The 26,404-nt window shown below is 54.1% G+C and carries 25 protein-coding genes and 1 tRNA gene; 15 read left to right on the top strand and 11 right to left on the bottom strand.

All coding sequences use genetic code 11. The features are described 5' to 3' along the window. Window positions 1-88 precede the first annotated feature (88 nt). The gene (locus ACOTX3_RS04145) at window positions 89-1,792 is read left to right on the top strand and encodes an AsmA family protein (protein WP_058678549.1); all 1,704 of its coding nucleotides are present in this window, start codon (window positions 89-91) and stop codon (window positions 1,790-1,792) included. Between the two features lie 48 nt (window positions 1,793-1,840). Here ACOTX3_RS04145 and yicI read toward each other — a convergent pair whose 3' ends face one another. Then, window positions 1,841-4,159 carry an alpha-xylosidase gene (gene yicI, locus ACOTX3_RS04140; protein ID WP_058678550.1) on the bottom strand — a complete coding sequence of 773 codons (2,319 nt, stop codon included), beginning with the start codon at window positions 4,157-4,159 and terminating at the stop codon, window positions 1,841-1,843. A gap of 328 nt (window positions 4,160-4,487) precedes the next feature. Here yicI and ACOTX3_RS04135 point away from each other — a divergent pair. Next, window positions 4,488-4,582 (top strand) — tRNA-Sec (locus tag ACOTX3_RS04135). A 13-nt stretch (window positions 4,583-4,595) separates the two neighbouring features. On the opposite strand, the gene ACOTX3_RS04130 is transcribed toward ACOTX3_RS04135, so the two are convergent. Then, window positions 4,596-6,545, bottom strand: coding sequence for an NACHT domain-containing protein (locus tag ACOTX3_RS04130; protein WP_058678551.1), 1,950 nt, complete (start codon window positions 6,543-6,545; stop codon window positions 4,596-4,598). 58 nt (window positions 6,546-6,603) lie between these two features. Next, entirely contained in the window at window positions 6,604-6,771 is a 168-nt protein-coding gene (locus tag ACOTX3_RS04125) for a YlcI/YnfO family protein (protein WP_065186904.1), read from the bottom strand. Between the two features lie 128 nt (window positions 6,772-6,899). Here ACOTX3_RS04125 and ACOTX3_RS04120 point away from each other — a divergent pair, with 128 nt between their 5' ends. Together ACOTX3_RS04120 and ACOTX3_RS04115 are read left to right on the top strand one after the other, a co-directional pair. Continuing rightward, the gene (locus ACOTX3_RS04120; RefSeq protein WP_058678552.1) at window positions 6,900-7,241 is read left to right on the top strand and encodes a SymE family type I addiction module toxin; all 342 of its coding nucleotides are present in this window, start codon (window positions 6,900-6,902) and stop codon (window positions 7,239-7,241) included. Between the two features lie 58 nt (window positions 7,242-7,299). Continuing rightward, a complete protein-coding gene (locus ACOTX3_RS04115; protein WP_058678553.1) occupies window positions 7,300-8,328 on the top strand; it encodes a virulence RhuM family protein in 1,029 nt (342 codons plus the stop codon). Here ACOTX3_RS04115 and ACOTX3_RS04110 read toward each other — a convergent pair. The 5 genes from ACOTX3_RS04110 to ACOTX3_RS04090 form a co-directional block, all read right to left on the bottom strand. Then, window positions 8,325-8,765, bottom strand: a complete 441-nt coding sequence (locus tag ACOTX3_RS04110; protein WP_127869214.1) for a GNAT family N-acetyltransferase — start codon at window positions 8,763-8,765, stop codon at window positions 8,325-8,327. The two genes, ACOTX3_RS04115 and ACOTX3_RS04110, sit on opposite strands and share 4 nt — an antisense overlap. A 529-nt stretch (window positions 8,766-9,294) precedes the next feature. Then, complete coding sequence (locus tag ACOTX3_RS04105; protein ID WP_127869133.1) at window positions 9,295-10,293, bottom strand: class I SAM-dependent methyltransferase; 999 nt, start codon at window positions 10,291-10,293, stop codon at window positions 9,295-9,297. Between the two features lie 85 nt (window positions 10,294-10,378). Continuing rightward, window positions 10,379-11,266, bottom strand: coding sequence for a GlxA family transcriptional regulator (locus ACOTX3_RS04100; RefSeq protein ID WP_058678555.1), 888 nt, complete (start codon window positions 11,264-11,266; stop codon window positions 10,379-10,381). Between the two features lie 238 nt (window positions 11,267-11,504). After that, window positions 11,505-11,987: a hypothetical protein gene (locus ACOTX3_RS04095; protein WP_038982498.1), complete on the bottom strand. Its 483-nt coding sequence runs from the start codon at window positions 11,985-11,987 to the stop codon at window positions 11,505-11,507. A 1-nt stretch (window position 11,988) separates the two neighbouring features. Then, entirely contained in the window at window positions 11,989-12,780 is a 792-nt protein-coding gene (locus ACOTX3_RS04090) for a winged helix-turn-helix domain-containing protein (RefSeq protein ID WP_058678556.1), read from the bottom strand. 710 nt (window positions 12,781-13,490) lie between these two features. Here ACOTX3_RS04090 and ACOTX3_RS04085 point away from each other — a divergent pair. The 6 genes from ACOTX3_RS04085 to ACOTX3_RS04060 are packed head-to-tail and all read left to right on the top strand — an operon-like array spanning window position 13,491 to window position 19,523. Then, entirely contained in the window at window positions 13,491-14,093 is a 603-nt protein-coding gene (locus ACOTX3_RS04085) for a LuxR C-terminal-related transcriptional regulator (protein ID WP_048972229.1), read from the top strand. A 52-nt stretch (window positions 14,094-14,145) separates the two neighbouring features. Further along, on the top strand, window positions 14,146-14,730 hold the full coding sequence (locus ACOTX3_RS04080) for a fimbrial protein (RefSeq protein ID WP_013094864.1): 585 nt from the start codon (window positions 14,146-14,148) through the stop codon (window positions 14,728-14,730). A gap of 53 nt (window positions 14,731-14,783) precedes the next feature. Further along, complete coding sequence (locus ACOTX3_RS04075; RefSeq protein ID WP_023621016.1) at window positions 14,784-15,461, top strand: fimbrial biogenesis chaperone; 678 nt, start codon at window positions 14,784-14,786, stop codon at window positions 15,459-15,461. A gap of 23 nt (window positions 15,462-15,484) precedes the next feature. Further along, window positions 15,485-18,007 carry a fimbria/pilus outer membrane usher protein gene (locus ACOTX3_RS04070; protein WP_058678557.1) on the top strand — a complete coding sequence of 841 codons (2,523 nt, stop codon included), beginning with the start codon at window positions 15,485-15,487 and terminating at the stop codon, window positions 18,005-18,007. Next, window positions 17,998-18,513 (top strand): fimbrial protein, encoded by a 516-nt coding sequence (locus tag ACOTX3_RS04065; RefSeq protein ID WP_058678558.1) that lies wholly within the window; start codon window positions 17,998-18,000, stop codon window positions 18,511-18,513. Before ACOTX3_RS04070 ends, ACOTX3_RS04065 begins: the two co-directional genes overlap by 10 nt. Next, window positions 18,513-19,523, top strand: coding sequence for a fimbrial protein (locus tag ACOTX3_RS04060; RefSeq protein ID WP_058678563.1), 1,011 nt, complete (start codon window positions 18,513-18,515; stop codon window positions 19,521-19,523). Before ACOTX3_RS04065 ends, ACOTX3_RS04060 begins: the two co-directional genes overlap by 1 nt. Before the next feature lie 3 nt (window positions 19,524-19,526). On the opposite strand, the gene ACOTX3_RS04055 is transcribed toward ACOTX3_RS04060, so the two are convergent. Then, window positions 19,527-20,051 (bottom strand): lipocalin family protein, encoded by a 525-nt coding sequence (locus ACOTX3_RS04055; RefSeq protein ID WP_020686467.1) that lies wholly within the window; start codon window positions 20,049-20,051, stop codon window positions 19,527-19,529. A gap of 117 nt (window positions 20,052-20,168) precedes the next feature. Here ACOTX3_RS04055 and ACOTX3_RS04050 point away from each other — a divergent pair, with 117 nt between their 5' ends. The 5 genes from ACOTX3_RS04050 (at window position 20,169) to ACOTX3_RS04030 (ending at window position 24,548) form a co-directional block, all read left to right on the top strand. Beyond that, window positions 20,169-20,894 carry a MerR family transcriptional regulator gene (locus tag ACOTX3_RS04050; protein WP_020686466.1) on the top strand — a complete coding sequence of 242 codons (726 nt, stop codon included), beginning with the start codon at window positions 20,169-20,171 and terminating at the stop codon, window positions 20,892-20,894. A 99-nt stretch (window positions 20,895-20,993) separates the two neighbouring features. Beyond that, a complete protein-coding gene (gene uraH / locus ACOTX3_RS04045; protein ID WP_013094857.1) occupies window positions 20,994-21,404 on the top strand; it encodes a hydroxyisourate hydrolase in 411 nt (136 codons plus the stop codon). Window positions 21,405-21,506: 102 nt separating this feature from the next. Beyond that, complete coding sequence (locus ACOTX3_RS04040; RefSeq protein ID WP_029881877.1) at window positions 21,507-22,466, top strand: YbgA family protein; 960 nt, start codon at window positions 21,507-21,509, stop codon at window positions 22,464-22,466. Between the two features lie 146 nt (window positions 22,467-22,612). Continuing rightward, window positions 22,613-23,701 carry an AAA family ATPase gene (locus ACOTX3_RS04035; RefSeq protein WP_013094854.1) on the top strand — a complete coding sequence of 363 codons (1,089 nt, stop codon included), beginning with the start codon at window positions 22,613-22,615 and terminating at the stop codon, window positions 23,699-23,701. Between the two features lie 115 nt (window positions 23,702-23,816). Then, window positions 23,817-24,548 carry a carbonic anhydrase gene (locus ACOTX3_RS04030; RefSeq protein WP_013094853.1) on the top strand — a complete coding sequence of 244 codons (732 nt, stop codon included), beginning with the start codon at window positions 23,817-23,819 and terminating at the stop codon, window positions 24,546-24,548. Window positions 24,549-24,608: 60 nt separating this feature from the next. Here ACOTX3_RS04030 and ACOTX3_RS04025 read toward each other — a convergent pair whose 3' ends face one another. Continuing rightward, entirely contained in the window at window positions 24,609-25,586 is a 978-nt protein-coding gene (locus ACOTX3_RS04025; RefSeq protein WP_013094852.1) for a GlxA family transcriptional regulator, read from the bottom strand. A 25-nt stretch (window positions 25,587-25,611) separates the two neighbouring features. Then, window positions 25,612-26,391, bottom strand: coding sequence for an MBL fold metallo-hydrolase (locus ACOTX3_RS04020; protein ID WP_127869132.1), 780 nt, complete (start codon window positions 26,389-26,391; stop codon window positions 25,612-25,614). Window positions 26,392-26,404: the final 13 nt, after the last annotated feature.

The following is a 26,404-nucleotide window of genomic DNA, read 5'->3' as shown; positions in this document are numbered from 1 at the left end:
GTGACATCTCTTTACACCATTCCCGCCTTGAGCATTGCGCGTAAATCGTGCATAACTCCTTTATGTACGTTTCGCGGGAAGGAAGACCATGAAATTTATTGGAAAGCTGCTCGTCTATCTTCTGGTAGCCCTGCTCCTTGTGCTGCTGGCACTCTATTTTCTGCTTCAGACCCGCTGGGGTGCGTCACAGGTCAGCAGTTGGGTAACGGTGAACACCGATTACGAACTCAGTTTCGACCTGATGGACCACCGCTTTTCGTCGCCTTCCCACATCCTTCTGGAAAACGTCACCTTTGGCCGCGACGGTCAGCCCGCCACGCTGGTGGCTAAAAAAGTCGATATTGGTCTTGGCAGCCGACAGCTCACCGATCCGCTGCATATGGACACCATCACCCTGGTCGATGGCACGCTGAACCTCTCTCCGCAGACCGCGCCGATGCCCTTCCAGGCAGACCGTCTGCAGCTAAACAAAATGGCCTTCAACAGCCCCAACACGGAGTGGGATTTAAGCGCGCAAAAAGTGACGGGCGGTGTCAGCCCGTGGCAGCCAGAAGCGGGTAACGTGCTGGGCAAAAATGCGCAGATCCAGATGAGCGCGGGTTCGCTCACCCTGAACGGGGTACCGGCCACTAACGTGCTGATCCAGGGCCAGCTGAACGGCAAGGAGGTGGTGCTGAACACCATCGGTGCCGATATGGCGCGCGGCTCGCTTACCGGCTCCGCCCTGCGCAACGCCGACGGAAGCTGGGTCATCGACACCATGCGCCTGAACGAGATCCGCCTGCAGAGCGATAAATCGCTGCTGGATTTCTTCGCGCCGCTCAATACCATCCCCTCCTTGCAGATTGGCCGCCTGGAAGTCACCGATGCGCGCCTGCAGGGGCCAGACTGGGCCGTAACCGATCTGGATCTCAGCCTGCGCAACCTGACGCTGAGCAAAGGAGACTGGCAGAGCCAGGACGGGCGTTTATCCATGAATGCCAGCGAATTTATTTACGGCTCGCTGCATCTGTTCGACCCGATCCTGAATGCGGAATTCTCTCCGCAGGGCGTGGCGCTGCGCCAGTTCACCTCCCGCTGGGAAGGGGGCATGGTGCGCACCTCCGGCAACTGGCTGCGCGACGGTAAAGCGCTGGTACTGGACGATGTCGCCGTCGCCGGGCTGGAGTACACCCTGCCGCAGAACTGGAAAACGCTGTGGATGGATCCGCTGCCGGAATGGCTGAACAGCGTGACGCTGAAGAAATTCGGCCTGAGCCGCAACCTGGTGATCGACATTGATCCCGCGTTCCCGTGGCAGATCACCTCTCTTGATGGTTATGGGGCTAACCTGCAGCTGGCGCAGGACCACAAATGGGGCGTATGGGGCGGCAGCGCCACGCTAAACGGCGCAGCAGCCACCTTTAACCGCGTGGACGTGCGACGCCCGTCGCTGGCGCTGAACGCTAACGCCGCCACGGTCAATATCACCGATCTGAGCGCCTTTACCGAGAAAGGCATTCTGGAAGCCACCGCGACGGTTTCTCAGCTTGCGCAACGACAGACCACGGTGAGCCTGAACGGGCGCGGCGTGCCGCTCAACATCCTGCAGCAGTGGGGCTGGCCCGCGCTGCCGGTGAGCGGCGACGGCAATATTCAGCTGACTGCCAGCGGGAGTGTGCAGGCGAATGCCCCGCTGAAGCCAACGGTAAATGGCAAGCTGAGCGCGGTAAATATGGATAAACAGCAGGTTCAGCAGACCATGACGGGTGGTGTAGTTTCAACACCACCCTCACCCCAGCCCTCTCCCTGAAAGGGAGAGGGAGTAAACCATTCCCTCGCCCCTTTGGGGTGAGGGGAATTAAAGGTGAACCACCACCTCATCCCCCTCCGCGTTCACCACCACGCCCCACTCGCTTCCCGCGTATGAGCCACCTTTCACACCACTCACCTTCTGCACGTTGCGCAAGCATACCGACCAGTTCCGCGCTTCACCCGCGCCGGTAAGGGTCACAGTGTCGCCCTTGCGTGACGCCTTCAGCGTAAATACCACCGAACCGTCAGCCGCAGGCACCTCGCTCACTGCCGTTGCGCCCTCATCCAGGTTAAACAGCTGGAAGGCCGTGCCCTCATTCCAGGCGTAGTCCGGTTTGTGCTTGTTGTTACCGAGCGCCAGCAAGGTGTTGTCGCGCACATAAACCGGCAGGCTCATGAAATCGTGCTGCTGCTTATGCCAGCGACAGCCCTGAACCTCATCGTTGTGCCACAAGTGCGTCCAGCGACCTTCCGGCAGGTAAAACTGCACCTCACCCGCCTCGGAGAACACCGGCGCCACCATCAAGGCATCCCCCAGCATGTACTGACGGTCGAGATAGTCACATGCCGGATCGTCCGGGAACTCCAGCATCATCGCCCGCAGCATCGGCGTGCCGCACTCCCGTGCCAGCGCCGCCTGACGATAGAGGTACGGCATCAGCTGGCATTTCATCTGCGTAAAGTGGCGCACCACGTCACAGGACTCATCATCGTACGCCCACGGCACCCGGTAGGATTTGCTGCCATGCAGGCGGCTGTGGCTGGAGAACAGCCCGAACGCGCACCAGCGTTTGTAGACGTGCGCCGGGGCGGTGTTTTCGAACCCGCCGATATCGTGGCTCCAGAACCCGAAGCCGGACAGACCAATCGACAGGCCGCCGCGCAGGCTTTCCGCCATTGATTCATAGTTGGCATAGCAGTCGCCGCCCCAGTGCACCGGGAACTGCTGTGCGCCGACGGACGCCGAGCGCGCAAACAGCACCGCCTCCTCCTCGCCTACCGTCTCTTTCAGCACGTTCCACACCAGCGCGTTATAGATGAAGGCGTAATGGTTGTGCATCTTCTGCGGATCGGAACCGTCAAACCACTGCACATCCGTCGGGATACGCTCGCCGAAATCGGTTTTGAAGCAGTCCACGCCAATCTCCACCAGGCCCTTCAGCTTGTCGGCGTACCACCGGCACGCGTCCGGATTAGTGAAGTCGTAAATCGCCAGCCCGGGCTGCCATTTATCCCACTGCCACACGCTGCCATCCGGGCGCTTCAGCAGATAGCCCTTCTCTTTCAGCTCGTTAAACACCGGCGATTTCTGGCCGATGTACGGGTTGATCCACACGCAGACCTTCAGCCCCTTATCTTTCAGGCGGCGGATCATCCCTTCTGGATCCGGGAAAGTCACCGGGTCCCACTCAAAATCACACCACTGGAAGGCCTTCATCCAGAAGCAGTCAAAATGGAAGACGTGCAGCGGCAGGTCGCGTTCGGCCATGCCGTCGATGAAGCTGTTCACCGTTGCTTCGTCGTAGTTAGTGGTAAACGAGGTGGTGAGCCACAGGCCGAAGGACCACGCCGGTGGCAGCGCCGGACGACCGGTGAACTGCGTGTAGCGGTCCAGGACCGCTTTTGGCGTCGGGCCGTCGATCACAAAATACTCCAGATATTCGCCCTCGACGCTGAACTGTACTTTGGAGACCTTCTCCGAGCCGATTTCAAACGACACATTTTCCGGATGGTTGACCAGCACGCCGTAGCCGCGGTTGGTGAGATAGAACGGAATATTTTTGTAGGACTGCTCGGTGCTGGTGCCGCCGTCGCGGTTCCAGGTATCGACCTGCTGACCGTTGCGCACCAGGGCGGTAAAGCGCTCACCGAGGCCATAAACTGTTTCCCCGACGCCCAGATCCAGACGTTCGAACAGATAGTTGCGATTCGTGTGGCTGTCCTGCACGTAGCCGTTGTTTTTCAGTTCACTGCCGGTGATCCGCTGGCCGTTACGCAGAAAATCGAGCGCCCAGAATTCGCCTTTGGTGACGCGCACGCTGAGATTACCGCTTTTCAGCTCGGCGTATTCGGCGTTATTTACCGTCTCGACCCTTACGTCCTTCAGCACGTTGAGCGGATAGTGCGGGCCTTTGTCCTGCGCCCCCTGGAAGTGCTCGATGCGCACCCCGACAATCCCTTCCTGCGGTGCGAAGAGCCGGACGGTGAACATCAACGTATCGAGCTGCCACGCGCGTTCCCGGACGTCACGCGGTGCCACATACACCACCAGGTCATTGCCCTGCTGCTCCACATCGAACACCTGGACCGGATACGTCACGGTCAGGCCAGGTTGAATAAGCCAGTTTCCATCACTGATTTTCATACTTTCGTCCTCCTGGTTCTGTAATCCTTTGCTGGCCGCCAGATGCCTGCCGTGTGGCGATACGGGCACTGAGACCGGTTACAGAGGTTTTAAACCATTGTTTCAGGAGCGAGTATTGCGTTTTCTGGTTAGCAAATTACGTTTCTTGTTTTTTGTGATCGGGGTAAATGTCGCGGAGCACGAAATGCTAACCTGAGGATTTTCTTAAGAATTAACTGAAATGGGGGTGTTCAGGTCAAAAGAGAGGTGAAAAAAGTGTGTCGGGGTATGTGGTAAATGTCTGAAAGTAGCTATAATGCGCCCCGCCTCCATGTAGCAATGCAGGCGCGGAAGATCGTCATCTCCGGTGAGGTGGCTGGACTTCAAATCCAGTTGGGGACGCCAGCGTTCCCGGGCAGGTTCGACTCCTGTGATCTTCCGCCAAAAATTAGTTGTTTTAAAAGCCTAGGAGTAATGCATCAACCCCGTTTGATTTGTCAGAGTAAATGTCTTCCAGCACCCTTTCTGCAGATAAATGACGAATTATCGGTATAGTTAGCGTATGCCTGAACTGGAGAAATATACTAATTAATTCCGGAATAACATCATCGTCATAATTAACTACCTTTCCATTCCTACAAAAAACTGGAACATTTTCAGGGATTGAAATAGTTTCGACATCTGATCTTTTATAAAAATCTTTTTCTTTATAAAAATACTCATTGTGTCTCCACCTCAATATTTCCATAACGGTATTTTTTAATGATATTGGATATGTTATGTGTGTTATATAATCTCTAAAACCAATAAACTTATTTTCGAAATTACTTACTAATGCTTTATCTTCGCAAATTAAAGAAAAATCACTTAAACTTGTGTTACCATATGACGTAATCATCACTTCCACGTCAGAAAAATATGTAACACTACTCCATATTTCTTTATCAATGTCATTAATATTTGCGTTTTCAAAAAAATCTCTATAATAGGAAAGATAATCCTCCAAGCATTTCCGCAACACTGATCTTCTAAAAGTAGAATAATCTATATCAGAACAAAGCTCCAATATATTTTTATACTTCACTGCACTATTACTTTCATATAGCTTAAGTAATAAATCCTCTCTTTTTTCTTTAACCTCTATGCAAATAAACTCTGCGCAGAAATACTCCATAAGAGATTTATGAGCCCATCTAAACAAAGCTCCTTCTTTTACAAAAATAGGCACAGCATAAATCAAATCATTAATAAATGAAGACGGTTTGAATGTAATCCCTTTTAGATTTGATGATATTTCCAACATCACCATTTCAAATTCACTACGAGTAAACTCAAGCCTTCCATTATTTTTTAAACACCAGAAGGCTAATCTTCTGAGCAATATGTAAAACTCAGTAATATCCAAACCAGATTGTTTTTTTCTAACATAACCTGTTTCTTTGCTTAAATCATGCGTTTCAAAAAGAGCTTCAAATACTTGGCTATAAAAAAGATCTTTTCGCCGTGGTATTACCGGTTTGAACTTATAAGAACAAAATAATAAAGACACATAAAGCGGTGTGGTTAAAAATTCTAAAATACTAATGCTATCTTTATTGCGCATTAGTTCAATCTCTGAAATTAATTTTTTTGAAAGGGCTAAATTATTCCCAATACTATAAGAATTTGCATCATATAACTTCAAAAGATTGTAAGATTGACTCAATTCCAGAGGTTTTATTTTAAATCTGGAATAAGTATTTAACTCAAGAAGGCTTTGATCGGGTCTCGACGTTATTATTATATTAGAGCCAATAAAATCCTCGGAAAACTTTTTCAATCTTTTGATGATTGCATTCTTTTTATCATACTGGATTTCATCAACACCATCAAAAAAGAATGCAAATGGGAAGCTTTTCAATAAATCATTAGAATCCATATTTTCTATTCCGAACATAATTTTAATATGCTCATCAATAGGTTTATCGTCTAAAGATCTAAGTTCAATATAAACGGGGATATATTCTGAATATTCAATCGTATCAATAACTATTTTTTTTAAAAGAGTTGATTTCCCCATTCCTGCATTGTCGATAATTAAAGCATGTTTATATTTTTCAAGTAATAAACTCCCATCAACAATCCTCTCATTAAGGGTCTCCCCCGCATCTAAAGAACATAATGTAAGTGGTTCATAAATATCATTAATTTTTTTTAAAATATTGGGAAATGCTAAAGAATTAATTGTTGAACATTGCCCTTTAATTTTTGCCAGATATTCTGACATTAAGAGTTTAATCTTTACTAAATCCCGCTCTTTTAGATAAAAAGAATATCCCTTATTATAAACAAAAGGAATGAATTTTTCCTCTATTATTTTTAAAGCCCATGGCTTCGCAAGGCTTATAATATTATCTATTGAAATCATTTGTTCTCTTACTGTAAGTTATATTATTCTAAATAAAGTCACGAAAAGTATAAAGATATTATTTTTGATTTATATTCAACTTTTGAATGCAAGCCTCCTTCACCCACTTACTAAAATTCCCTTTCCCCGCAGCCTTCTCAATTTGCTCCAAAAGCTCATCCTCAAAGCGAATGTTCTTCATCGTGCTCTTTGTGCGGTCAAAATTTGGTTTCTTTTTCTCTTGCATGGTAGGTACCACTTCGGTTAATTTATCTGCATGTGGTACCTACCACATGGATTTGGAATTCTGACAACGCCCAACAGTGTTGGAGCACTAAAGGGCGTCTAACCTCACCAACTATCAAGGAGTTGATTATGGCTGATTCGCATTCTACCCCAGACACCGACCAATCCGGAACCGAGCGTTCGTTAATTGTGGGATATCGGCCGAATGTTTTCGACAAATCCACGCCGAAAATCATCCTTTCCGGCAAGTGGCTGCGCGCGGCGGGTTTTGATACTGGGCAGCAAGTCACGATAAAAGTCATGAAAGGATGCATCGTTCTGGTGGCGTATAACGAGCAGGAGCAGAGGTTGCAGGATGATTATAAACGGACGAAAGCAAAGCTTATTGAGATAAAGAACGCGCTTACAGCCATCCAAACTCCGCGTGCTGGAAAGCGCCTCGCAAAAACAAATACAAACCACCTGGCTTAGCGGCTGTTTCTGGCATACTACGAACTTACCGACATCAACCTTATAGGGTGGGGGCAGCATGACATATGAAGAATTAATCAATTCACCAGCCGGTGAGTTCGTCATGTTTGCCAGCAAGGATGGAAAAGTTCGCATTGAATGCCGCTTCGAAAGCGATACTTTGTGGCTCTCACAGGCTACGATCTGTGAGTTATACGGCAAAGCCAAAGCAACGATCAGTGGGCATATCAAGAATATTTTTGATGAGGGTGAGCTGGTCGAAAATTCAGTTGTTCGGTTTTACCGAACAACTGCCAGCGATGGTAAAGTATATAACGTTCAATATTTTAGCCTGCCCGTCATTCTCGCCATCGGCTATCGCGTCCGCTCCACGCGAGGAACACAGTTCCGCCAGTGGGCCACCCAAACGCTGCAGGAATATCTGGTAAAAGGCTTCGTTATGGACGACGAGCGCCTGAAAAACCCGCCTGTGGGATCATCCGCCGTACCTGACTATTTCGATGAAATGCTGGAACGCATTCGCGATATACGGGCCAGCGAACGCCGGGTTTATCTCCGTGTGAGGGAGATTTTTGCATTAGCCGCTGACTATCAGCCGTCACTCAAAGAAACCACGCAATTCTTCCAGACCATCCAGAATAAATTGCATTTTGCCTGCACCGGCCTTACCGCCGCTGAGTTGATTCACCAGCGTGCGGACGCCACGCAACCGTATATGGGGCTGACCAGCTATAAAGGCGAAGAAGTCCGTAAAAGCGATGTCACCACAGCAAAAAATTATCTGTCTCAGGATGAAGTCAGCGAACTAAATCGTGTCGTTAATATGTGGCTCGACTTTGCTGAAGATCAGGCCAAACGCCGCAAGCAGGTATTTTTACGAGACTGGCAAACCAAACTCGATCAGTTCCTGCAATTTAACGACCGGGACGTTTTAGAAGGCGCAGGCAAAATCAGCAAAAAAGCGGCGGATGAAAAGGCGTGTTCAGAATACATTGAGTATGAAAAGAAGCAGCGCCTGCTGAAAGAAGCCGAGGGAGAGAAAGATATTATCGGCTTATTAAAATGGGATAAGCAGGCTAAGCGCTAATCCCTATTCAACCGCATATGCAGCAACGGAAACGGATTCCCCTGCCCATCAACCTCTGAGCGGCCGACCTGCACAAACCCCATATGGCGATAAAACGCGACGCCCTGCGGGTTTTGCTCATTCACATCCACTTCGTTTACGCCAAACTCTGCGATGGCATAGTGCAGCAGTAATTTCCCCACGCCCTTTCCCCGGCTCGCATGATCAACAAACAGCATTTCAATGCGGTTTTCATCCACGCCTAAAAAGCCGTGGATAACACCTGCATCATCGCGGGCCATCACGACGGTGAGGTTTGGCAGATACGCGTTGAGCAATAGCGGGCGCAGAGCCGCGATATCGCTTTCCTGTAAAAAGTGATGGGTAGCGAGAACGGAGGATTCCCAGATTGCGACCAGGCGTTCGAAGTGTGAGGGATGTGCGGTTTCTATTTTCATGAGGGGATCATGTTTGGAAAACCGAACTAATGCAAGTCACGCTGTGCGTGCTGCTCCCCCTCACCCTCTCCCACAGGGCTGAGGAATCCCCAGTAATTTTTTACCGAAAGCGATGAATGTTGTTTCAGGAAAATGAATGACTTACAGCGACGCCCTGGTCCGGCTGTAAATCGCTGAGGCGTTTCCTGCAGGCCGGGGCGAGGCGCAGGGATGCGCCGAGAGGGTGGCTTTACATGGACGTTACATCCGCCCGTCCCCGATAAGCCGGAAGGAATAAGCCGAGGGCACCGCGAAGCGGCGATTTACCGCCGGGAGCCCGGGTCGCCAGGGCGGCGGCGATTGAGCCGCCCTGGCACGTTCACAAGTCATGCCGTTACAGAGTAGCAAGGAACATAAAGTGAACGGAATGACCTCTACACCCATATGTTCCCCCTCACCCCAACCCTCTCCCTCAAGGGAGAGGGGGTCCTCCGTGCAGGCATTATTTTATGGGGATCCCTCAACCCACAGGAAGAGAGAACCGATCGCGCTAAACCTTCACCTCCATCACCGCGTACACCCCATCCTTTGGCACCACCACGGTGACATTCTCCACCGGCACGCCCGCCGCGAGGTGGATATCCTGCAACTGCTGCAACGACCTGGGGTGAATGTCCTCCCAGCCAATACCGCGCAGCACAAAGTCGATCTGCGGGCTGCTGGTCAGCATATTCGACACAATCACCGCCCCGCCGGGCTTCACCAGCCGCAGCGCGCGCTGCAGGAAAGTCACCGCATCGGTATCGTTGAAGTACTCAAATATACCCAGCGCGTCGACCAGTTCGGCCTGATGCTCGCCCAGCTCCAGCAGTAAATCGTGGTTACGCACCAGCGTATGCAGCAGGTTGCGCCTGAGCAGCGTCAGCTGTTCGCCCACAACCAGCCCCTCCTGCGCGGCCATGGTCTCGGCCCAGCTCAGCGCGACGGGGTCTTTATCTACCAGCGTCAGGTACACCTCCTGACCGTCGAGCTTTGCGTTGCGCAGCGCCTCAAGCACGGGAATGGCCGCCCCGCTGGCCAGGCTCACCCAGTTGTTCTCACTCTCGTTATGGATGTACTTCTCTACCAGCGCAGCCAGCACTTTTGCGCGGGAGCGCACGCCGATGGCGTCGTTAGCGTGAATAAACCACTGGCGGCTGTCGCTGTCCATTTTCGTGCCTTCGGGGAGGCGGTCCTCCAGCGGATTTTGCACCACAAACAGCGCCAGCGCAGTGGGAACCAGCCGGACGCGCCACGCGAGAAGCGCAGGCCGGTTGCGAAAAGCCTGTTCGGAGTAACGGTTCTGCGGGACAAGCACCGCCTGCCCGCCCTCTTCGTATTCAATCAGCGGAGGGCGAAGCGCCGGGTCGGCTTTCAGGGCCCGGTTAAGCGCGTTGATCTCCCGGGCAGTCTCGTCTTTCATCGGCCACTGGTCGCTGACATCAGGAAATGAGGCGCTGAAAATGGTCATATTTCCCGGTGCGCTGCCGCGAAAAGGCTGCCAGTTCATGTCATCGTCCCCCCGTTGGGCTTTTAACGGAAGTGTATCCAGGCAAACCAGTAATACCCTACGAAGAAAGCACGAAATCGGGACATTAGCTCTGCGACGTGCGCCATACCCCAGGCGTACAGCCGTACTCAAGCTGGAAATGACGAATAAAATGGGCGCAGTCGCTAAAGCCCATCCGCCGCGCAATGTCCGTGACGCTTTGCTGCGAGTTCTTCAACAGCCAGCAGGCATAGCGCAGTCTGGCGCTGCGGATAAATTCACGTGCCGTTTTACCAAACTCAGCGTGAAACAGGCGATTAAGCTGACGCTCGCTCAGCTTGACGTCCTGGGCCAGCCCGGCGGCGCTAAGCGGGCGTGTCAGGTACTGTTCGATGATCATGACCGCTCTGCGCAGCCGCGAGTCCGGGATCAGCGCAATATTGGCAGGCCGTGGGGTAGTAACGGCGTGCGGTGAGAGCGATAAACGCCGTGACGTGGTAGCGGCAATATCGTCGCCCGCATGGGCGCGGATCAGGGCCGTGGTTAGCGTCAGCGTCGAGATCCCGCCCGGGCAGGTCAGCACATCGCCTTCATCGATAAAATCCAGCCCCTGCTCGGCATAAACCTGCGGAAACCGTTGCGTGAAGACGTCATGATGATAAGGATGGATCGAGGCGCGCCGTTCATTGAGGATCCCCTCTTCCGCCAGGATAAAGCTCCCGGTGCCAATACCGATCAGCGGAATGGCGTTGTGATGCGCCTCTGCAAGAAATGCCCGGTCGTCCTGGAGCCCCTTATCCAGATCCTCCAGGCTTCCGCCAATCACGGCAATATAGTCGTATTCCCCCGGAGTAAGATGCGCGGCTTCAGGCTGCACGCTAATACCGGCGTTGCTGGTGATGGGCAATTCCGCCCGGGTGCTTATCAGACTGAGTTTGAACGCGATTTTCTGTCTGGTTTTTTGTACACAGGACGCCGTACGCAACGCCTCCATTAACCCCGATAAGGCTAATAACGAAAAATGGGGCCACAGAAATAAACCGATATGCAGGGGTTTATTTCGTGCAGAACCACGCCTGCATGAGTCATCAATTAAAGTTTTCATTACCTTGCCAAAAAATATTAATTACATTATCGCAACATATTGTGTTGCTCTTATATTACTCTAAGATATTTCTTAGCGGTTCAATAAAGTATAAATGATGACCACAAAACAGCAACGCTTTTCCCGTTCAGCCCTCCGTTTTTGAGGGGTGGCACACATAGGTCGGTAACGTCCCCAGAATGAATAAATAATTATCATTCTGCTGTTTCTTAATTCGCATATAAATACTCTCGTTGGGGTAGATGAAAAATAACGGTTCGTACTGCTCCAGCCAGCTGTCGCTCACGTCATCATCGGGGAATTTGATATTGCGGACAGATCGCATGTAATAGACATTATCTTTGCGCTCTACCTGAAAGAATATTTTACGATTAAAGGTCTTACCCGGATCGCTCTTCACCCGACCGTTCATGCTGAGCGTACCGTTGTTACCGTCCACCGTATAATTTAGCCACAGGGTCAGTGTCTCTTCAGGATGGTGCTGAATAAAGTTCACCTGACAGGCAAAAGGATGAATGTAATAACGCTGCCACAGATAATAGCCAGCGGCTAACGCCCCCACCAGCAGGCACAAACAGAGCGTTAACAGCGTTTGACGGTAACGAGCCATATTAATGATCCTGAATAAAGTAATCTGACATACAACGGTTTGGTTCCGTCATTGCCCGGTCGCAGCGGATCACCGAAGCACGCGGCAACAGGCTATATCCACTGATATAGATCCAGGGATAGCTGCTGCATTCATCTTTAAATGGCGCAGCATAGGCCAGCGCTTTTTCCCTGTCCTGCGGCGTCTCGATATCGCGGGCAAAATAGAGCCGACACTCTCCCATCATTGTCGTGAAGCGGTAACCGTCCACAAAATAGCTGTCATGTGGCCGACTATAGCTGATGACGCTCACGCTAACGATTAACAGCAGCGCCAGCAGTGCGCCCACCAGCCAGAAGCGACGTTTCGCAACCGGAGCAACGGGAGTGACAGGAGCCACGGGCTGCGGCACGCCATCCTCTTCCTGAACGGTCTGGACCGGTGCTTCTGGCTCTGCCAAGGGCAACTGCGCCTCTTTAATCGTAATTTGCGTATCGCTTGCCAGCGTCAGGCCAATACGGGGGATCGTGACGATTGGATCGGTTTCAAACCCGGCTTTTTTCAGCCCCTTACGCAGAATAGAGATATTCTGGTAATAGGTATTCGGCGACACCATCATTCCCCGACGTTGCCAGACAATGTCCATACACTCCTGTTGAGTGACAATACTCCCGGCTCTTTCAATCAATAACAGCAAACAACGTCCGGCAGGCGAGTTTAATACCACCACCTGTTCAGGATTATTGAGGTCGCGTAATGTGCTGGCCGCAGGATGAAACTCGACGATGCCATTAATGATATAATACTTATGCATAAGACTCGTTAAATACCTCCTGTAAACGCCGGTTTAAGGATTAATGTGACCGATAAACCCGCGTCTGTATATCCTGGCGCCTGGCGAAAAATCTTATTTTTATTTTTTCTTAACCGCTTATCTGAAGTTCTCTTAACCGCCTTTTTGGCCATATGAGATCTGGCAAAGCACCTGAAAATGCCTCATGCTACCTTTCTCCACGCAGACTTGACACTGACAAAACTCGACAAAACGGCGAATTGAACGCTTCGGCCATCCGTGTCTGAATTATTCAGAGACCTTTATTCACTTTTTCCGAGGAAACCAGACAAGACGCGGCCTGTAGGCAATTTCAGTCATCCCAAACTCGTCGAAAAGCCCTGGCATAATTAACAGTTTCACCCTGAAATTGTTAGCAGAAGTAAGTAACAAGGCCGAATACCTGACACCACCAGACAATTTCCTTACAAAACATTTAGTAAAGCCAACTTTTCATTAAAAAGTGTCGGTATGATTAATTACAGGCAAATATGAGGCAGCCGGTACGGCAGGGAGATAATGAAGAAATCCGTTTAGCTCAACTTAATACAAATTAAGATTAATTCAGATTACCTGTTTCGCACTATCCGTATAGTGGCTCCATACCGTGCAATGCTTAATTGCTTCGAAAATACAGGCATCGTTCTGCCAGACGGGCGAGCCTCATTACAATTATAAATCGAGGGAATAACATGGCGAATAAAACCGGAAATAAACGTCATTTAACAACCGCACTGTTGGGAGGCGATCACTTTTCACGTCAGGGGATCGCCGCGGTATTAAAAAACATGGTTCCTGAAATACAGATAATAGCATCAAGCGATGATTATTCATTAATGGAAACCGTGTGTTTAACCACCCCCGTTGATGTCATTTTTTTATCCGGCACGGAAAAGTATCACGCGGGATTTGATTGCCTGAAATATATAAAAAACATCAAATCCCGCCAGCCTGACGTCCTTATTTGTATGTATTCCGCGCCAGCCAATTCCTGGCTGTGGATACGCGGCGATATAGATGCCTATATCTCGCTGCAGGAGCCACTTTATCACTGGCGAGCCAGCTTATTAAAAATGGTCGATAGCCGATATCGCCCAAAAAAGAAACCCACGGCGTTATCGCTGACGCCGGGCGAATGGCGAGTATTGAAGGATCTGCGAAAAGGTCTGGATATGCGTTATATCGCCGAAACAGAGCAGCTTTCTTACCGCCGCGTCAGCGCGTTAAAAAGCTCAGCGATAAGAAAACTTGGGCTCAGAAATAAGACAGATTTGCTGGTCTTTTTAACCAGTTAGATCTGTCGACCAAGAGCACAACCCGACATAACGACAACATGGAATCAGGACAATGAAAGCTCAATTTAAAACGAAAACACTGCTTGCCGTCGCCGTTGCGGCAGTACTGCCAGCAGGGTCGGCGTTCGCTGCAACCACCAGCGGCGGCACGGTGAACTTCAGCGGCAAGGTGGTGACCTCGGCCTGCGCCATCAGTGCTGGCAGCGCCAACATTGATGTCGACATGGGCGAAGTGCGTACCGCCACGCTGGCCGCGGCAGGCAGTGAAGCCAGCACCGCGAAAGCCTTCTCCATCACCCTGGAAGATTGCGAAATCGCCGATACCTCCGCCTCAACGGAAGACAACCCGATTGCCGCCACCACCGTGGCCGTGACCTTCACCGGTACGCCGGATGCGGCCGATGCCAACAGCCTGGCCGTTGGCGCAAACGGCGGCGCTAACTCGGCGCAGCACGTTGCGATTCGCCTGTACGACGAGCAGGGCAAAGTGGTGAAGCTGGGTGAACCTGCCGCCGCCATTCCTCTGCGTGCGGGGGCCAACACCCTGAACTTCAGCGCGAAATATTACTCACCGCAGGGCAACGCCACGGCGGGTGATGCCAGCGCGGTTGCAACCTACACCGTTACCTACTCGTAATTTTCAGGCCCGGTTCGCTGGCCGGGCCTGACTCAGCTTTAAGGAGACGCACCATGCGCGCAAAAGCAGGGATCTGTCTGGCTATTTCATTATGTTCATCCGCCGCATATGCAGGCGGCGTAGGGCTGGGCGCCACGCGAATGGTTTACTCCAGCACTACCAACCAGTCCATGCTGCAGGTCAGGAACACGCATCCCGACGCCACGTTCCTGATCCAGTCATGGATGGAAAACGAAAAAGGGCAAAAAACCAACGACTTCGTTATTACGCCGCCACTGTTCGTCATGAAACCGGCCAGCGAAAGCGCGGTGAAAATCATGTTTAACGGTAAAGCCCTGCCAGAGGATCGCGAAACGCTCTACTGGATGACGGTGAAAGCCATTCCACAGCAGACCAAAAGCGGTTCCGGCAATTCGCTGCAGTTTGCTTCGGCAAACCGCATCAAGGTGTTTTATCGCCCGGAGAGCCTTGGGCAAGGCGCAGGTGACGCCTGGAAAAGCCTGACCGGAGCCTATCGCGGCGGAAAGGTCACGCTCAGCAACCCAACGCCGTACTACCTCACCACCATCAACCTAAAAATTGATGGCATGCCGGTACAGCCGGTGATGGTGCCGCCGAAATCCAGCGTAACGCTGGGCGAAACCTTCAGCCACGCCAGCAGCGTGAGCTACCAGACCATTAACGATTACGGCGCATGGACGCCCGCGACACGCGCGGCATTGTCCCAATAATCCCGACTGTGAGGCGTGACCACGTGAAAAGAAAAATCCTGTGTGCCACGGTGATCTCCCTGGTAATTCGGCAGGCCATGGCGGCTGAAAGCGCGTTGCAATTTAACCCTGCGTTCCTCAACGGTGAGAGCGCCAACAGCGCCGATCTCGCCTGGGTCAACGCCGGGAGCGCATTGCCGCCGGGCGATCACAACCTCAACGTGTATATCAATAACAACTATGCGTTCACCGGCAATGTCACGTTCCGCACCGCTGAAAATACAGGGGAAGCCCTGCCATGCCTCACGCCTGAACAGATCGCGGCGCTGGGCATCGACAGCCAGCAGGCGAAAGGCGGCGCACTGCCGCTCGCGCAGCGCTGCATTTTTCTGACGGAGGCGTTTGCCGATACCCGGTTTGATTTTGACCAGCAGACGCTCTCCCTCAGCTTCACCGTACCGCAGAGCGCGATGCGCAATTTGCCGCGCGGGTATGTCAGCCCGGAAAGCTGGGAAGCGGGCATTCCTGCCGCGTGGCTGAACTATGTGGTAAACGGCTCGAACAATGACTATCAGGGCGAGACGCGCACGCGCGACCAGCAGCTGTTTGCGAGCCTGAACAGCGGCATCAATCTCGGCGCGTGGCGGCTGCGTGATTTCACCACGTGGACCAAAGATACTAACGAACTCACCCACGTGCAGACCTGGCTGCAGCGGGATATTCCCGCCCTGAACGCGCAGGTTTACGCCGGGGAAACGTATACCTCCGCCCAGGTGTTCGACGCCGTGGGCCTGCGCGGCATTGCCCTGAAAACCGATGACAATATGCTGCCTGCCAGCCTGAGCGGCTATGCGCCGGAAGTGCGCGGCATCGCCCGCAGCAACGCCACGGTGACGGTTCGCCAGAACGGCAACATCATTTATCAAACCTCAGTGCCGCCGGGGGCGTTTGTGCTGAAAGATCTCTACCCGACCTCTTCCGGGGGCGATCTCGCGGTCACGATCCAGGAGAACGACGGCAGCCAGACGCAGTACACGCTTCCGTATGCCAGCGTGCCAAACCTGGTGCGTAACGGACAGCTGAAATATGCCCTGGGGGCAGGAAAATATCGTCCGATGGGCCATCAGGATGCGCCCTCTTTCGCGCAAGGCGAGCTGTTCTACGGCTGGCGTTATGGCCTGACGTTTTACGGTGGGGCGCAGTTTGCCGATCGCTATAACGGTCTGGCCTTCGGGATTGGGCAGAACCTGGGGCGCTTTGGCGCGTATTCCATCGACCTGACCCACGCCCGCAGCCAGCTGGCGGACGACCAGCACTACACCGGCGATTCCGTGCGCCTGCGTTACAGCAAGCTGCTGAATGATATCGGCACGCGGGTTAATTTTTTCTCGCTGCGCTACTCAACGAAAGGGTTTTATACCCTGAGCGATACCACGTACAAGGGCATGGCGGGCGGATCCCCAAAGCAGATTGTGGAAGACGATGGCACCGTCACCACCCACTACGACACGGTATATAACCTGCGCATGTCGCGTAAGGCCAAAAACCAGCTGCTGCTGTCACAGCCGATGGGGCAATACGGTTCGCTGTCGCTGTCGTGGGATCAGCAAACCTACTGGAACACGTCGAAAACCACGCAAAGTTTGCAGTTCGCGTGGAATGCCACGTTTCGTAACGTGTCGCTTGGCGTCAGCGTTCAGCGCAGCGCCAGCCTGTATGACGACAAAAAAGATAACGTGCTGGCGATGTCACTTTCGGTGCCGCTGGGCAACCCGGCGCTGTCGACCCGCGCCCGCTTTACCACCACCCATGCGGATTCAACCGGCACTACGGCCAGTACCGGCGTGAGCGGTTATCTGCCGGGCCAGGAGAACCTGTTTTACAGCGTCAACCAGCGCTATAGCGCGCAGCAGCACTACGGCGGCGACGCCACGCTGCAATACGAAGGCGCAAAAGGAGACTACAACCTGGGCTACAGCTACACCCGCGATTCCCGCAACCTCAGCTACGGGATGAGCGGCGGTGCGGTGCTGCATGAAGATGGTCTGACGCTGAGCCAGCCGCTCGGCAACACCAACATTCTGGTGAAAGCCCCGGGCGCCAGCGACGTTGCCGTGCTTAACCACAAGGGTATCAAAACCGACAGCCGGGGCTACGCGGTGATCCCCTACGCCACGCCGTACCGCGTGAACCAGGTCGCGCTGGATGTCACAACCGCAGGTAATGACGTGGAGCTGGAGAATGCCATCGTCAACAAAACGCCGACCGACGGCGCGCTGGTTCGCGCCACCCTTGTCACGCGCCAGGGGAAAAAAGCGATGTTTGTCGTGCGCCGCGGCAACGACGTGCTGCCCTTCGGCACGCTGGTCTCACTGAACGATGACAAAACCAGCGGCATCGTCGGCGACGGCGGCAGCCTGTATCTGTCGGGGTTAACCGAGCAGGGCACGTTGAGTGCCGTATGGGGGCGCAACAGCGACCAGCGCTGCACCATTAACTACGCGTTGAACAAGCAGAGCTATAACGCCCGCACCGGGCTCTATTCACAGGAGGTGGTATGTCAATAACGCTTCGGACGTTCAGCATCGCTTTGCTGATCTTCACGCTCCCGGTTCGCGGCTATGACGTGCTGGTTTCCGTCACCGGGAATTTGATCGGCAACACCTGCGTTGTTGCGGCGGACTCTAAAGAGCAGGACGTTCCGCTGGGTACCATCGGGATTAAACAATTCCCCCGTGCAGGCGCGGTCAGCAATATCAAAACGCCCTTCACGATCAGGCTTGAAGCGTGCGGGCCAACCTTTGCCGGGGTCAAAATCCGCTTCAGCGGCACGCCGGATAACGACAACCCGCAGCTGGTGAAAATTGCCGACGGCGGCGCCACCGGCGTGGCGGTGCAGATCCTCGATAAAGACGGCGGGCTGATCCCCCTCGACACGCAAACCACTGCCCGGGGCACGCCGGGCGATGACAGCGTAGAGATGACCTTCTACGCTCGGCTGGCCGCCACGGGCGCGCCGGTGAATGCCGGAGACGTCTCCGCCTTTGCCACCTGGACCACGGAGTATCAATGATGCGTTTATTCTTGTTTATTAGCGGATTACTGCTCTGCGCCAGCGCACAGGCGATGGAATGGAAATCAGATATCACCCTCTCCCCGCAGCCGATGACCTACAGCGGCCCGGCAGATTCGGTGGTGCCGGGGAGCATTATCGGCTCCACCTGGAGCGCCTCCGTCAGCGTACAGGAAGTGTTCTGGTGCGGCTGGGTCTTTACCTGCTCCAAAGGCACGCTGGAGCCGAGCAGCAGCGCGATCTCCAGCGGCACAACGGTCACCGTCGACGGGGTGAACTACACCATTTTTGAAACCGGCGTGCCGGGGGTGGGGTATATCATCGGGCTAAAAGATTTTAACGGCTCGGCCTGGATACCCCTGCAAAGCGGTATTACCCAAAGCTATCCTGCAGAGGGCACCAATGGTTATGCGACCAGTTTAGGCTGGTCTGCCAAGGTGACCTTTATTAAGACCGCGACAGCACTGAAGTCAGGGGTTTACCAGATCCCCTCCCTCGACGCTGCGGTGGTGACCGCCTATAACAACGAGGTCAAAACGGCAAAGGTCATCATTAACCCCACCACCATCACCGTGACGGCGAGCGGCTGTACGGTGGGCACCAAAAGCGCGAACGTCGATCTGGGTACGATCGATATCCGCACGTTGACAACTGTGGGCAGTACATCGCCTTCGGGTGCGTTTAACGTCAGCCTGACCTGTGACGCGAACGTCGCGGTGAGCGCGGTGATGACCGATCAGACCACGCCGTCGAACACCTCGTCGGTGGTGACGCTGACCGGCGACTCCACCGCGTCCGGCGTAGGGGTGCAGTTTTTCTATAACGGTACCGGCCCGCTGATGATGGGGCCGGACAGCTCGGCGGCGGGCACAACCAATCAGTTCTTTATCCAGAGCACCACTGCGGCACAAACCCTGTCGCTGCCGTTCCAGGCGCAATACATCCGAACCGGCGAACTTGTCCCCGGCTCGGCGAACGCGCTGGCAAGCATTACGTTCTCGTACCAGTAGGGGTTAATGTTTTACCCACACCAGCTGATCGACCCGGAAGCCCAGACTGCGCGCGGTGTTCAGGTAATCCTGCTTCACCGCGTCCGGCACGGTTGGCGTGCGCGACAAAATCCACAGGTAGTCGCGGTTCGGGCCGCTGACCAGCGCGTACTGGTACTTATCGTCCAGCTTGATGACGTTATAGCCGCCGTAGAACGGGCCGAAGAACGAAACCTTCAGCGCGGCGGTGGTTGGCGCGCCGGTAAAGTACGCTTTGCCTTCACTCTCGTTCCATTTGTTCTTCACCGGGTCGTAACCCCGGTTAAGCACGCTGATTCCGCCATCGCTCCGTTGGCCGTAGGTGGCCGTCACCTGCTCCAGCCCGCGTTCAAAGCGGTTCTCCAGGCGGGCGACTTCATACCACTTGCCGAGATAGCGGCTGGCATCAAAACCGGAAACAGGCTGCACGCCTTTCGGCGGCGTGGGGGATTTACAGGCTACAAGGGTCAGCGCAATGGCAACCCCGGTGACAACAGGCCATAGCTTCATGAGAATTCCTTTCATTTGCACGGTTGGATGTTAAGTGTAGTGCACCCTTTCGGCGCTTCATCCCGTTCTGAAAAATTCGTAGTATATTGAGAGTATTCCTCCACTCTGGACATGGACATGGCTTACTCCATCGGCGAATTCGCCAGACTTAGCGGCATCACCGCCACCACGCTGCGGGCGTGGCAGCGTCGTTATGGTTTACTCAAGCCACAGCGCACGGAGGGCGGCCACCGCCAGTACAGCGATGAAGACGTTCAGCAGGCGCTGAAAATCCTCGACTGGGTGAAAAAAGGCGTGCCCATTGGCCAGGTAAAACCCCTGCTTGAGCGCCCTGTACCCCGCCGGACCAACAACTGGCAAACGCTACAGCAGAACATGCTGGAACGCCTGCAGGGGGGCAAAATCGAGTCCCTGCGCCAGATGATTTACGACGCGGGCCGCGAATACCCCAGACCTGAGCTGGTGACCAACGTGCTGCGTCCGCTGCGCAGCCAGGTGTCCGCCAACGTCGCCGCCGCCATGACCCTGCGCGCGATCCTTGACGGCATCCTCATCGCCTACACCTCGTTTTGCCTCGAAGGCGATAAAAAAGCGCCGGGCGATAACATTCTGCTCAGCGGTTGGTACCTGAACGACCCGTGTGAAATCTGGCTCGAAGCCTTGTCGCGGACCGGCCAGGGTCACCGCATCGACGTGTTACCCACGCCCCCTGCCACGCTGGCACCGGAGATATTTCCCGATCGCAAATGGTTGCTGGTCACCAGCGGTAAACTGACCGCCGCGCGGAAAAAACAAGTGGCGCAGTGGCAGCAGCAGCTTTCCCTTGAGGTCATTATCCTCTAATGATTTTCTCCTGCGGGAATCTTCACGAAAAGTTGAATATTTTTCCGCGCCGCAGATGCTAACGTTTTCCTGTGACTGACAACTTCACAGGAAAACAACATGAAAAAAACTGCCCCTCTGCTGATCCTGGCCTCCATGGCTTTTGCCCCTGCCGCCTTCAGTGCCCCTGCCGGCACGCTGAGCGTACACGTTCTCGACCAGCAAACCGGCATGCCGCCTTCGGATGTCACCGTTACCCTGGAAAAGCAGCAGCAGGACAAATGGATCCCGGTTGCCAGCGGCAAAACCGACCATGACGGACGTATCAAATCGCTCTATCCCCAGGAACAGGACATGCAGCCTGGCGTGTATAAAGTGACCTTCAAAACCGCAGACTATTTCCACGCTAAAAAGCTGGAGACATTCTTCCCGGAAGTACCGGTGCTGTTTACCGTCACCCGGACCAACGAGAAACTGCATATTCCACTTCTGCTGAGTCAGTACGGTTATTCAACCTACAAGGGCAGTTAAAACCTGTTGATTTTAAACGGCAATAAAAAATACCTCCGCCAATACTTGGACAAATAAGCAAGATTGTGTAAGTTTTAAGTATTGGCTCTGGAGGAACATACCATGACAACGAAACCTGTGCTGGGTATTAGCGGCTGCTTGACCGGGTCCGCCGTTCGCTTTGACGGCGGGCATAAGCGTATGGGTTTCGTCATGGATGAGCTGGCCCAGTGGGTGAATTTCCGACCCGTTTGCCCCGAAATGGCCATCGGCCTGCCTACACCACGCCCTGCGCTGCGTTTGATCATGACGACCGGCGGCGACACGCAGATGCGTTTTAGCCATCCGCCGCATGATGACGTCACGCAGAAAATGGCCGACTTTACGGCCAGCTATCTGCCTAAGATCGGCGATCTCGCCGGGTTTATCGTCTGTGCAAAATCCCCCAGCTGTGGCATGGAACGCGTGCGCGTGTACGATGAAAACGGCAACCGGGGCCGCAAGGAGGGCGTCGGGCTGTTCACCGCCGCGCTCCTTGAAACCTGGCCGTGGCTGCCCGTAGAAGAGGATGGCCGTCTGCACGACCCGGTGCTGCGGGAAAACTTCGTCGAGCGCGTTTTTGCGCTACACGAACTGAACACGCTGCGTAAAAACGGCCTGACGCGCCGCGCGCTGCTGGATTTTCACAGCCGCTACAAACTGCAGCTGCTGGCACACCATCAGGCGGGTTACCGTGAGATTGGCCCGTTTGTCGCCTCGCTGCATGAATGGGACGATCTGGACGCGTTCTTCGAGGCGTACCGCGAAAAACTGATGACCATCCTGAAAAAGCCCGCCTCGCGGAAAAATCACACCAACGTGCTGATGCATATTCAGGGCTATTTCCGTAATCAGCTTAACAGCCGCCAGCGGGGTGAGCTTCGTGACGTGATCCTGCATTACCGCGAAGGGCTTCTGCCCATTCTTGCGCCGATCACGCTGCTAAAACATTACCTTGCCGAATACCCGGATCAGTATCTGATGACGCAAAACTACTTTGATCCCTATCCTGATGATTTGGGTCTGCGTCTGGCCGTTAAATAATCAATAAGGCGAAGGCCCCCATTGACCCTCAGGGGCCCGAAGCAGTAGCCCGTTTAGACGACATCCTCACTGTCGTCTCTTTTTTGCATTTCGCCTGAAAGGCTGTAAATATATACAGGTTATAACGCAAAAAAAGGGATCGGCCTGTGATTAACACCCTGCACATTCAAAACTACCGCTCAATTCGCGATATGTCGCTGGAGCTGGAACAGCTCAACATTGTCTTCGGCCCGAATGGCACCGGAAAATCAAATATTTACAAGGCGATCCACCTGATGCACAGCGCCGCGCAGGGGCAGTTTTCTCAGGCTCTGGCGAATGAAGGCGGGATTTTGAAAGTGTTCTGGGCGGGTAAAACCCGCAGCGACCAGCTGCGACGGATGAACCTGGCGGTAGAAACCGAAACCTACGAATACGAGCTGCAGGTAGGCTTTGTTGAGAAGCTGCCCTATCCCTCGCAGTTTCAGCTCGATCCGGTGATCAAGGAAGAGTCGCTCTGGCTGAGCGGCCAGCACCGCCGCCCGTCGGCACAGCTGATGAAGCGCAGAAATCAGGCGGTTTTCCTGAATAACGTCCATCACGAGAAAGTGACCCACAGCGGCACGCTGTACGAGAACGAATCGGTATTCGGACAGCTCGGCGAACCGCACCTTTACCCGGAAGTGTCGCAGATGCGCGAGTCCCTGCGTAACTGGCGATTTTATCATGAGTTTTCCGTTGCAAGCGGCTCCATGATGCGTGCCCCGCAGGTGGGTTTCCGCTCTCCGGTGCTAGCGAGCGACGGCGCCAACCTCGCGGCGGCATTCCAGACCATTGTCGAGATTGGCGATGAACTGCTGCTGATGCGCATTCTTGATCAGGCTTTCCCCGGCTGCGTGTTTTACAGCGACAACACCGGCGGACGTTTTCGCATGATGATGCAGCGCGAGGGCTTAAGCCGCCCGCTGGAACCGGCGGAGTTCTCTGACGGCACGCTGCGCTTTTTATGCCTGGCGGTGGCATTGTTAAGCCCGCGCCCACCGGCGTTTATCGCCCTCAACGAACCGGAAAACAGCCTGCATCCGCAGATGCTGCCCGCGCTGGCAAGCCTGATTGCCGAGGCCAGCCGCTACTCGCAGATCTGGCTCACCAGCCACTCGCCGGAGCTGGCGACGTTGATTGAGAAGCACCGATCGTTTTCGCTGTATCAGCTGTCAATGACGGAGGGAGAGACGAAGATGGAGAAGCTGGGGTAAGAAGGGGCTTTCATTTTCTTTAACGCAAATAACCACAATATAAGACGGGTCTTTTGGAAAAGAGTACAATGCCATCAGTATCTTAACGCGCATTTCTTATTCTGAGAGACACAACATGAAACACATTCTGACCGCATCCTTATTCGCCTTATCTGCCTCTGTCTTTGCGGGGTCTGCCCCACACTGGACGTATGAAGGCAAGAGTGGTCCGGAAAACTGGGGCGAGCTCAGCGACGAGTTTGCCACCTGCAAGACCGGGAAATTCCAGTCGCCCATCGATATCCGTAACGCCTATAACGCCACGCTGCCGCCGCTGGAGATGAATTTCCATACCGCCGCCGAAAAGCTGGTGAACAACGGCCACACCCTGCAGGTGACCGCCAGCGACGAAGATGAATTCCGTCTGGACGATCAGATCTTTACCCTGCGCCAGTACCATTTCCATACCCCGAGCGAAAACCGGATCAACGGCAAATCCTTCCCGCTGGAAGCGCACTTTGTTCATGCCAGCAAAGAGGGCGACGTCGCGGTGCTTGCCGTTATGTTTGAGGTCGGCCCGGAAAACAGCGCACTCAACCCGCTGCTGGCGCGCCTTCCGAAGGAAAAGGACCACGAAATCTCGATTGATAAACACCTCGATCTTCGTCCGCTGTTCCCGGCTGACCTGCACTATTATCGCTTCAGCGGCTCGCTGACCACCCCACCGTGCACCGAAGGGCTGCGCTGGCTGGTGATGAAAAACACCGTCACCCTGTCAGAAAAGCAGCTGGAGATGTTTAAGCAAGCGCTTGAGCACAGCAATAACCGTCCGCTTCAGCCGCTGAACGGCCGCGTGATTGTTCAGTAAGGTGTTGTGAGTTAAAAGCATCCGCAGGCCGGGTCTCCCGGCCTAAAAGACGGTGTTACTTCATGTCGCATCATGCCTGGCTACAGACGGCTGAATACGAAACGTCTTGCGCCACTCCGTCGGGCTGACGCCAAAACGCGCCTTAAACTGTTGTCGCCAGGTCACCGCAGAGTTAAACCCCACCAGCTCGGCCACGCGTTCAACCGGCATATTGCCGGCTTCCAGTAAGATCTGGCTGCGCCGCAGGCGCTCGGCGGTGAGCCAGTCGGCCACGGTCATGCCGGTGGCGTTGACAAAATGGCGGGTCAGCGTGCGGCGGCTCATCGAGACCACCTTTGCCAGCGAGTCGAGATTATGCGGCTCGGTAATGTGTTGCTGCAGGTAGTCGATCAGGCAGTTAATCCGTGCGTCGCGGGTGTCCTTCGGCACCGGCTGGGCAATGAACTGCGCCTGACCGCCTTCGCGGTGCGGCGGCACAATCATCCGACGGGCGATCTGGTTGGCAACCACGCTGCCAAAGCGCTGACGGATGATATACAGGCAGCAGTCCAGCGCGGCGGCGGTCCCGGCGGAGGTAATAATATTGTCGTCATCCACATAGAGGGCGTTGATATCAAGCTGGACGCGCGGAAAAAGCGACTGGAAGTGATGTTCAAACTCCCAGTGGGTGGCCGCGCGCTTGCCGTCGAGAATGCCCGCATACGCCAGCACAAACGACCCCAGACACAGCCCGACGATTTCCGCACCGTTATCTCTTGCCTGCACCAGGCTGTCGAGCAGCACCTGAGGCGGGCGATCGAGCACGTGCTGCCAGTAGGGCACCACCACAATATCCGCCTGCGCGATGGCTGAAAAATCCTGCGTCGCGTTGAGGGCGAAGCCCTCTTTAGAGGTGAGAACGCCGGGTTTTTCGGCGCAGATCGTCACGTTAAAGCGCTTTTCGCCGGAAACCGCGTCGCCAAACAGAATACAGGGAACGGAGTAGTGGAACGGGCTAAACCCGTCCACCGCGACAATCGCGACGTTGATAAGTGGCATCTGTCTCTCCTTCCCTTTTTGGTGCTCAGAATATAACGGTTTCGCCGTCCTGGGGAATGCTCACCGCATCACCGATCTGGTTCGCTTCCACGTATTCCCGCAGCGCGCGGCGGCTCAGCAGGCAGTGGTTAATGGCTTCCATATGGACCGCCACAATTTTTGCCTGCGGCAGCAGGAAGTGAACGTTGAGCAGATCATGTTCCCCCATAATGATGGGCCCGAAACCGATCACATGCGCGTATCCGGCATTAAGCACCACCACATCCGGCTGGTGTTTTTGCAGATCGGCCGCCACCGCATCACGCCAGACGGTATCGCCCGCGATGTAGAGCGTTTTCTCGTCGGGGTGGCGCAGAACCACACCGCAGGCTTCGCCCAGACGCTCTGCCAGCTCCGGCACCGCGTACGCGCGATCGGTACCATGCTGGCCGCCGTGGGTTTTCGTGATGCGGATATCACCAAAGGTGGACTCGTCGGTCATGACCGTGAGGTTATGAAAACCCTGGCTTCGCAGCAGCGCGGCATCACGATCGTTTTGCACATAGATCGGTTTGTCTTTGGCGATCAGTTCCACCGCCGCGCGATCCCAGTGATCGTCATGGGTGTGGGTGACGATCACCGCATCAGCGTCCAGCAGCGTGCTGACGTCAACGGGCAGTTCAACCATTGGGTTACGGATCTCGGCCCGCACCGTGCCGGGGAAACCGGGGTAAGCGTCTTTTGCGGCCAGCATCGGGTCGATCAAAAAGCGTTTACCGGCATACGTGATCAGTTGGGTGGCATTGCGAATATGAGTGATGTTCATGGGCTATTCTCCT

Source organism: Enterobacter cloacae complex sp. IR5384 (genome assembly GCF_049237265.1).
GTDB lineage: Bacteria > Pseudomonadota > Gammaproteobacteria > Enterobacterales > Enterobacteriaceae > Enterobacter > Enterobacter cloacae.
Note: the sequence above shows the minus strand (reverse complement) of the source record. Positions and strands in the feature narration are given on the sequence as shown.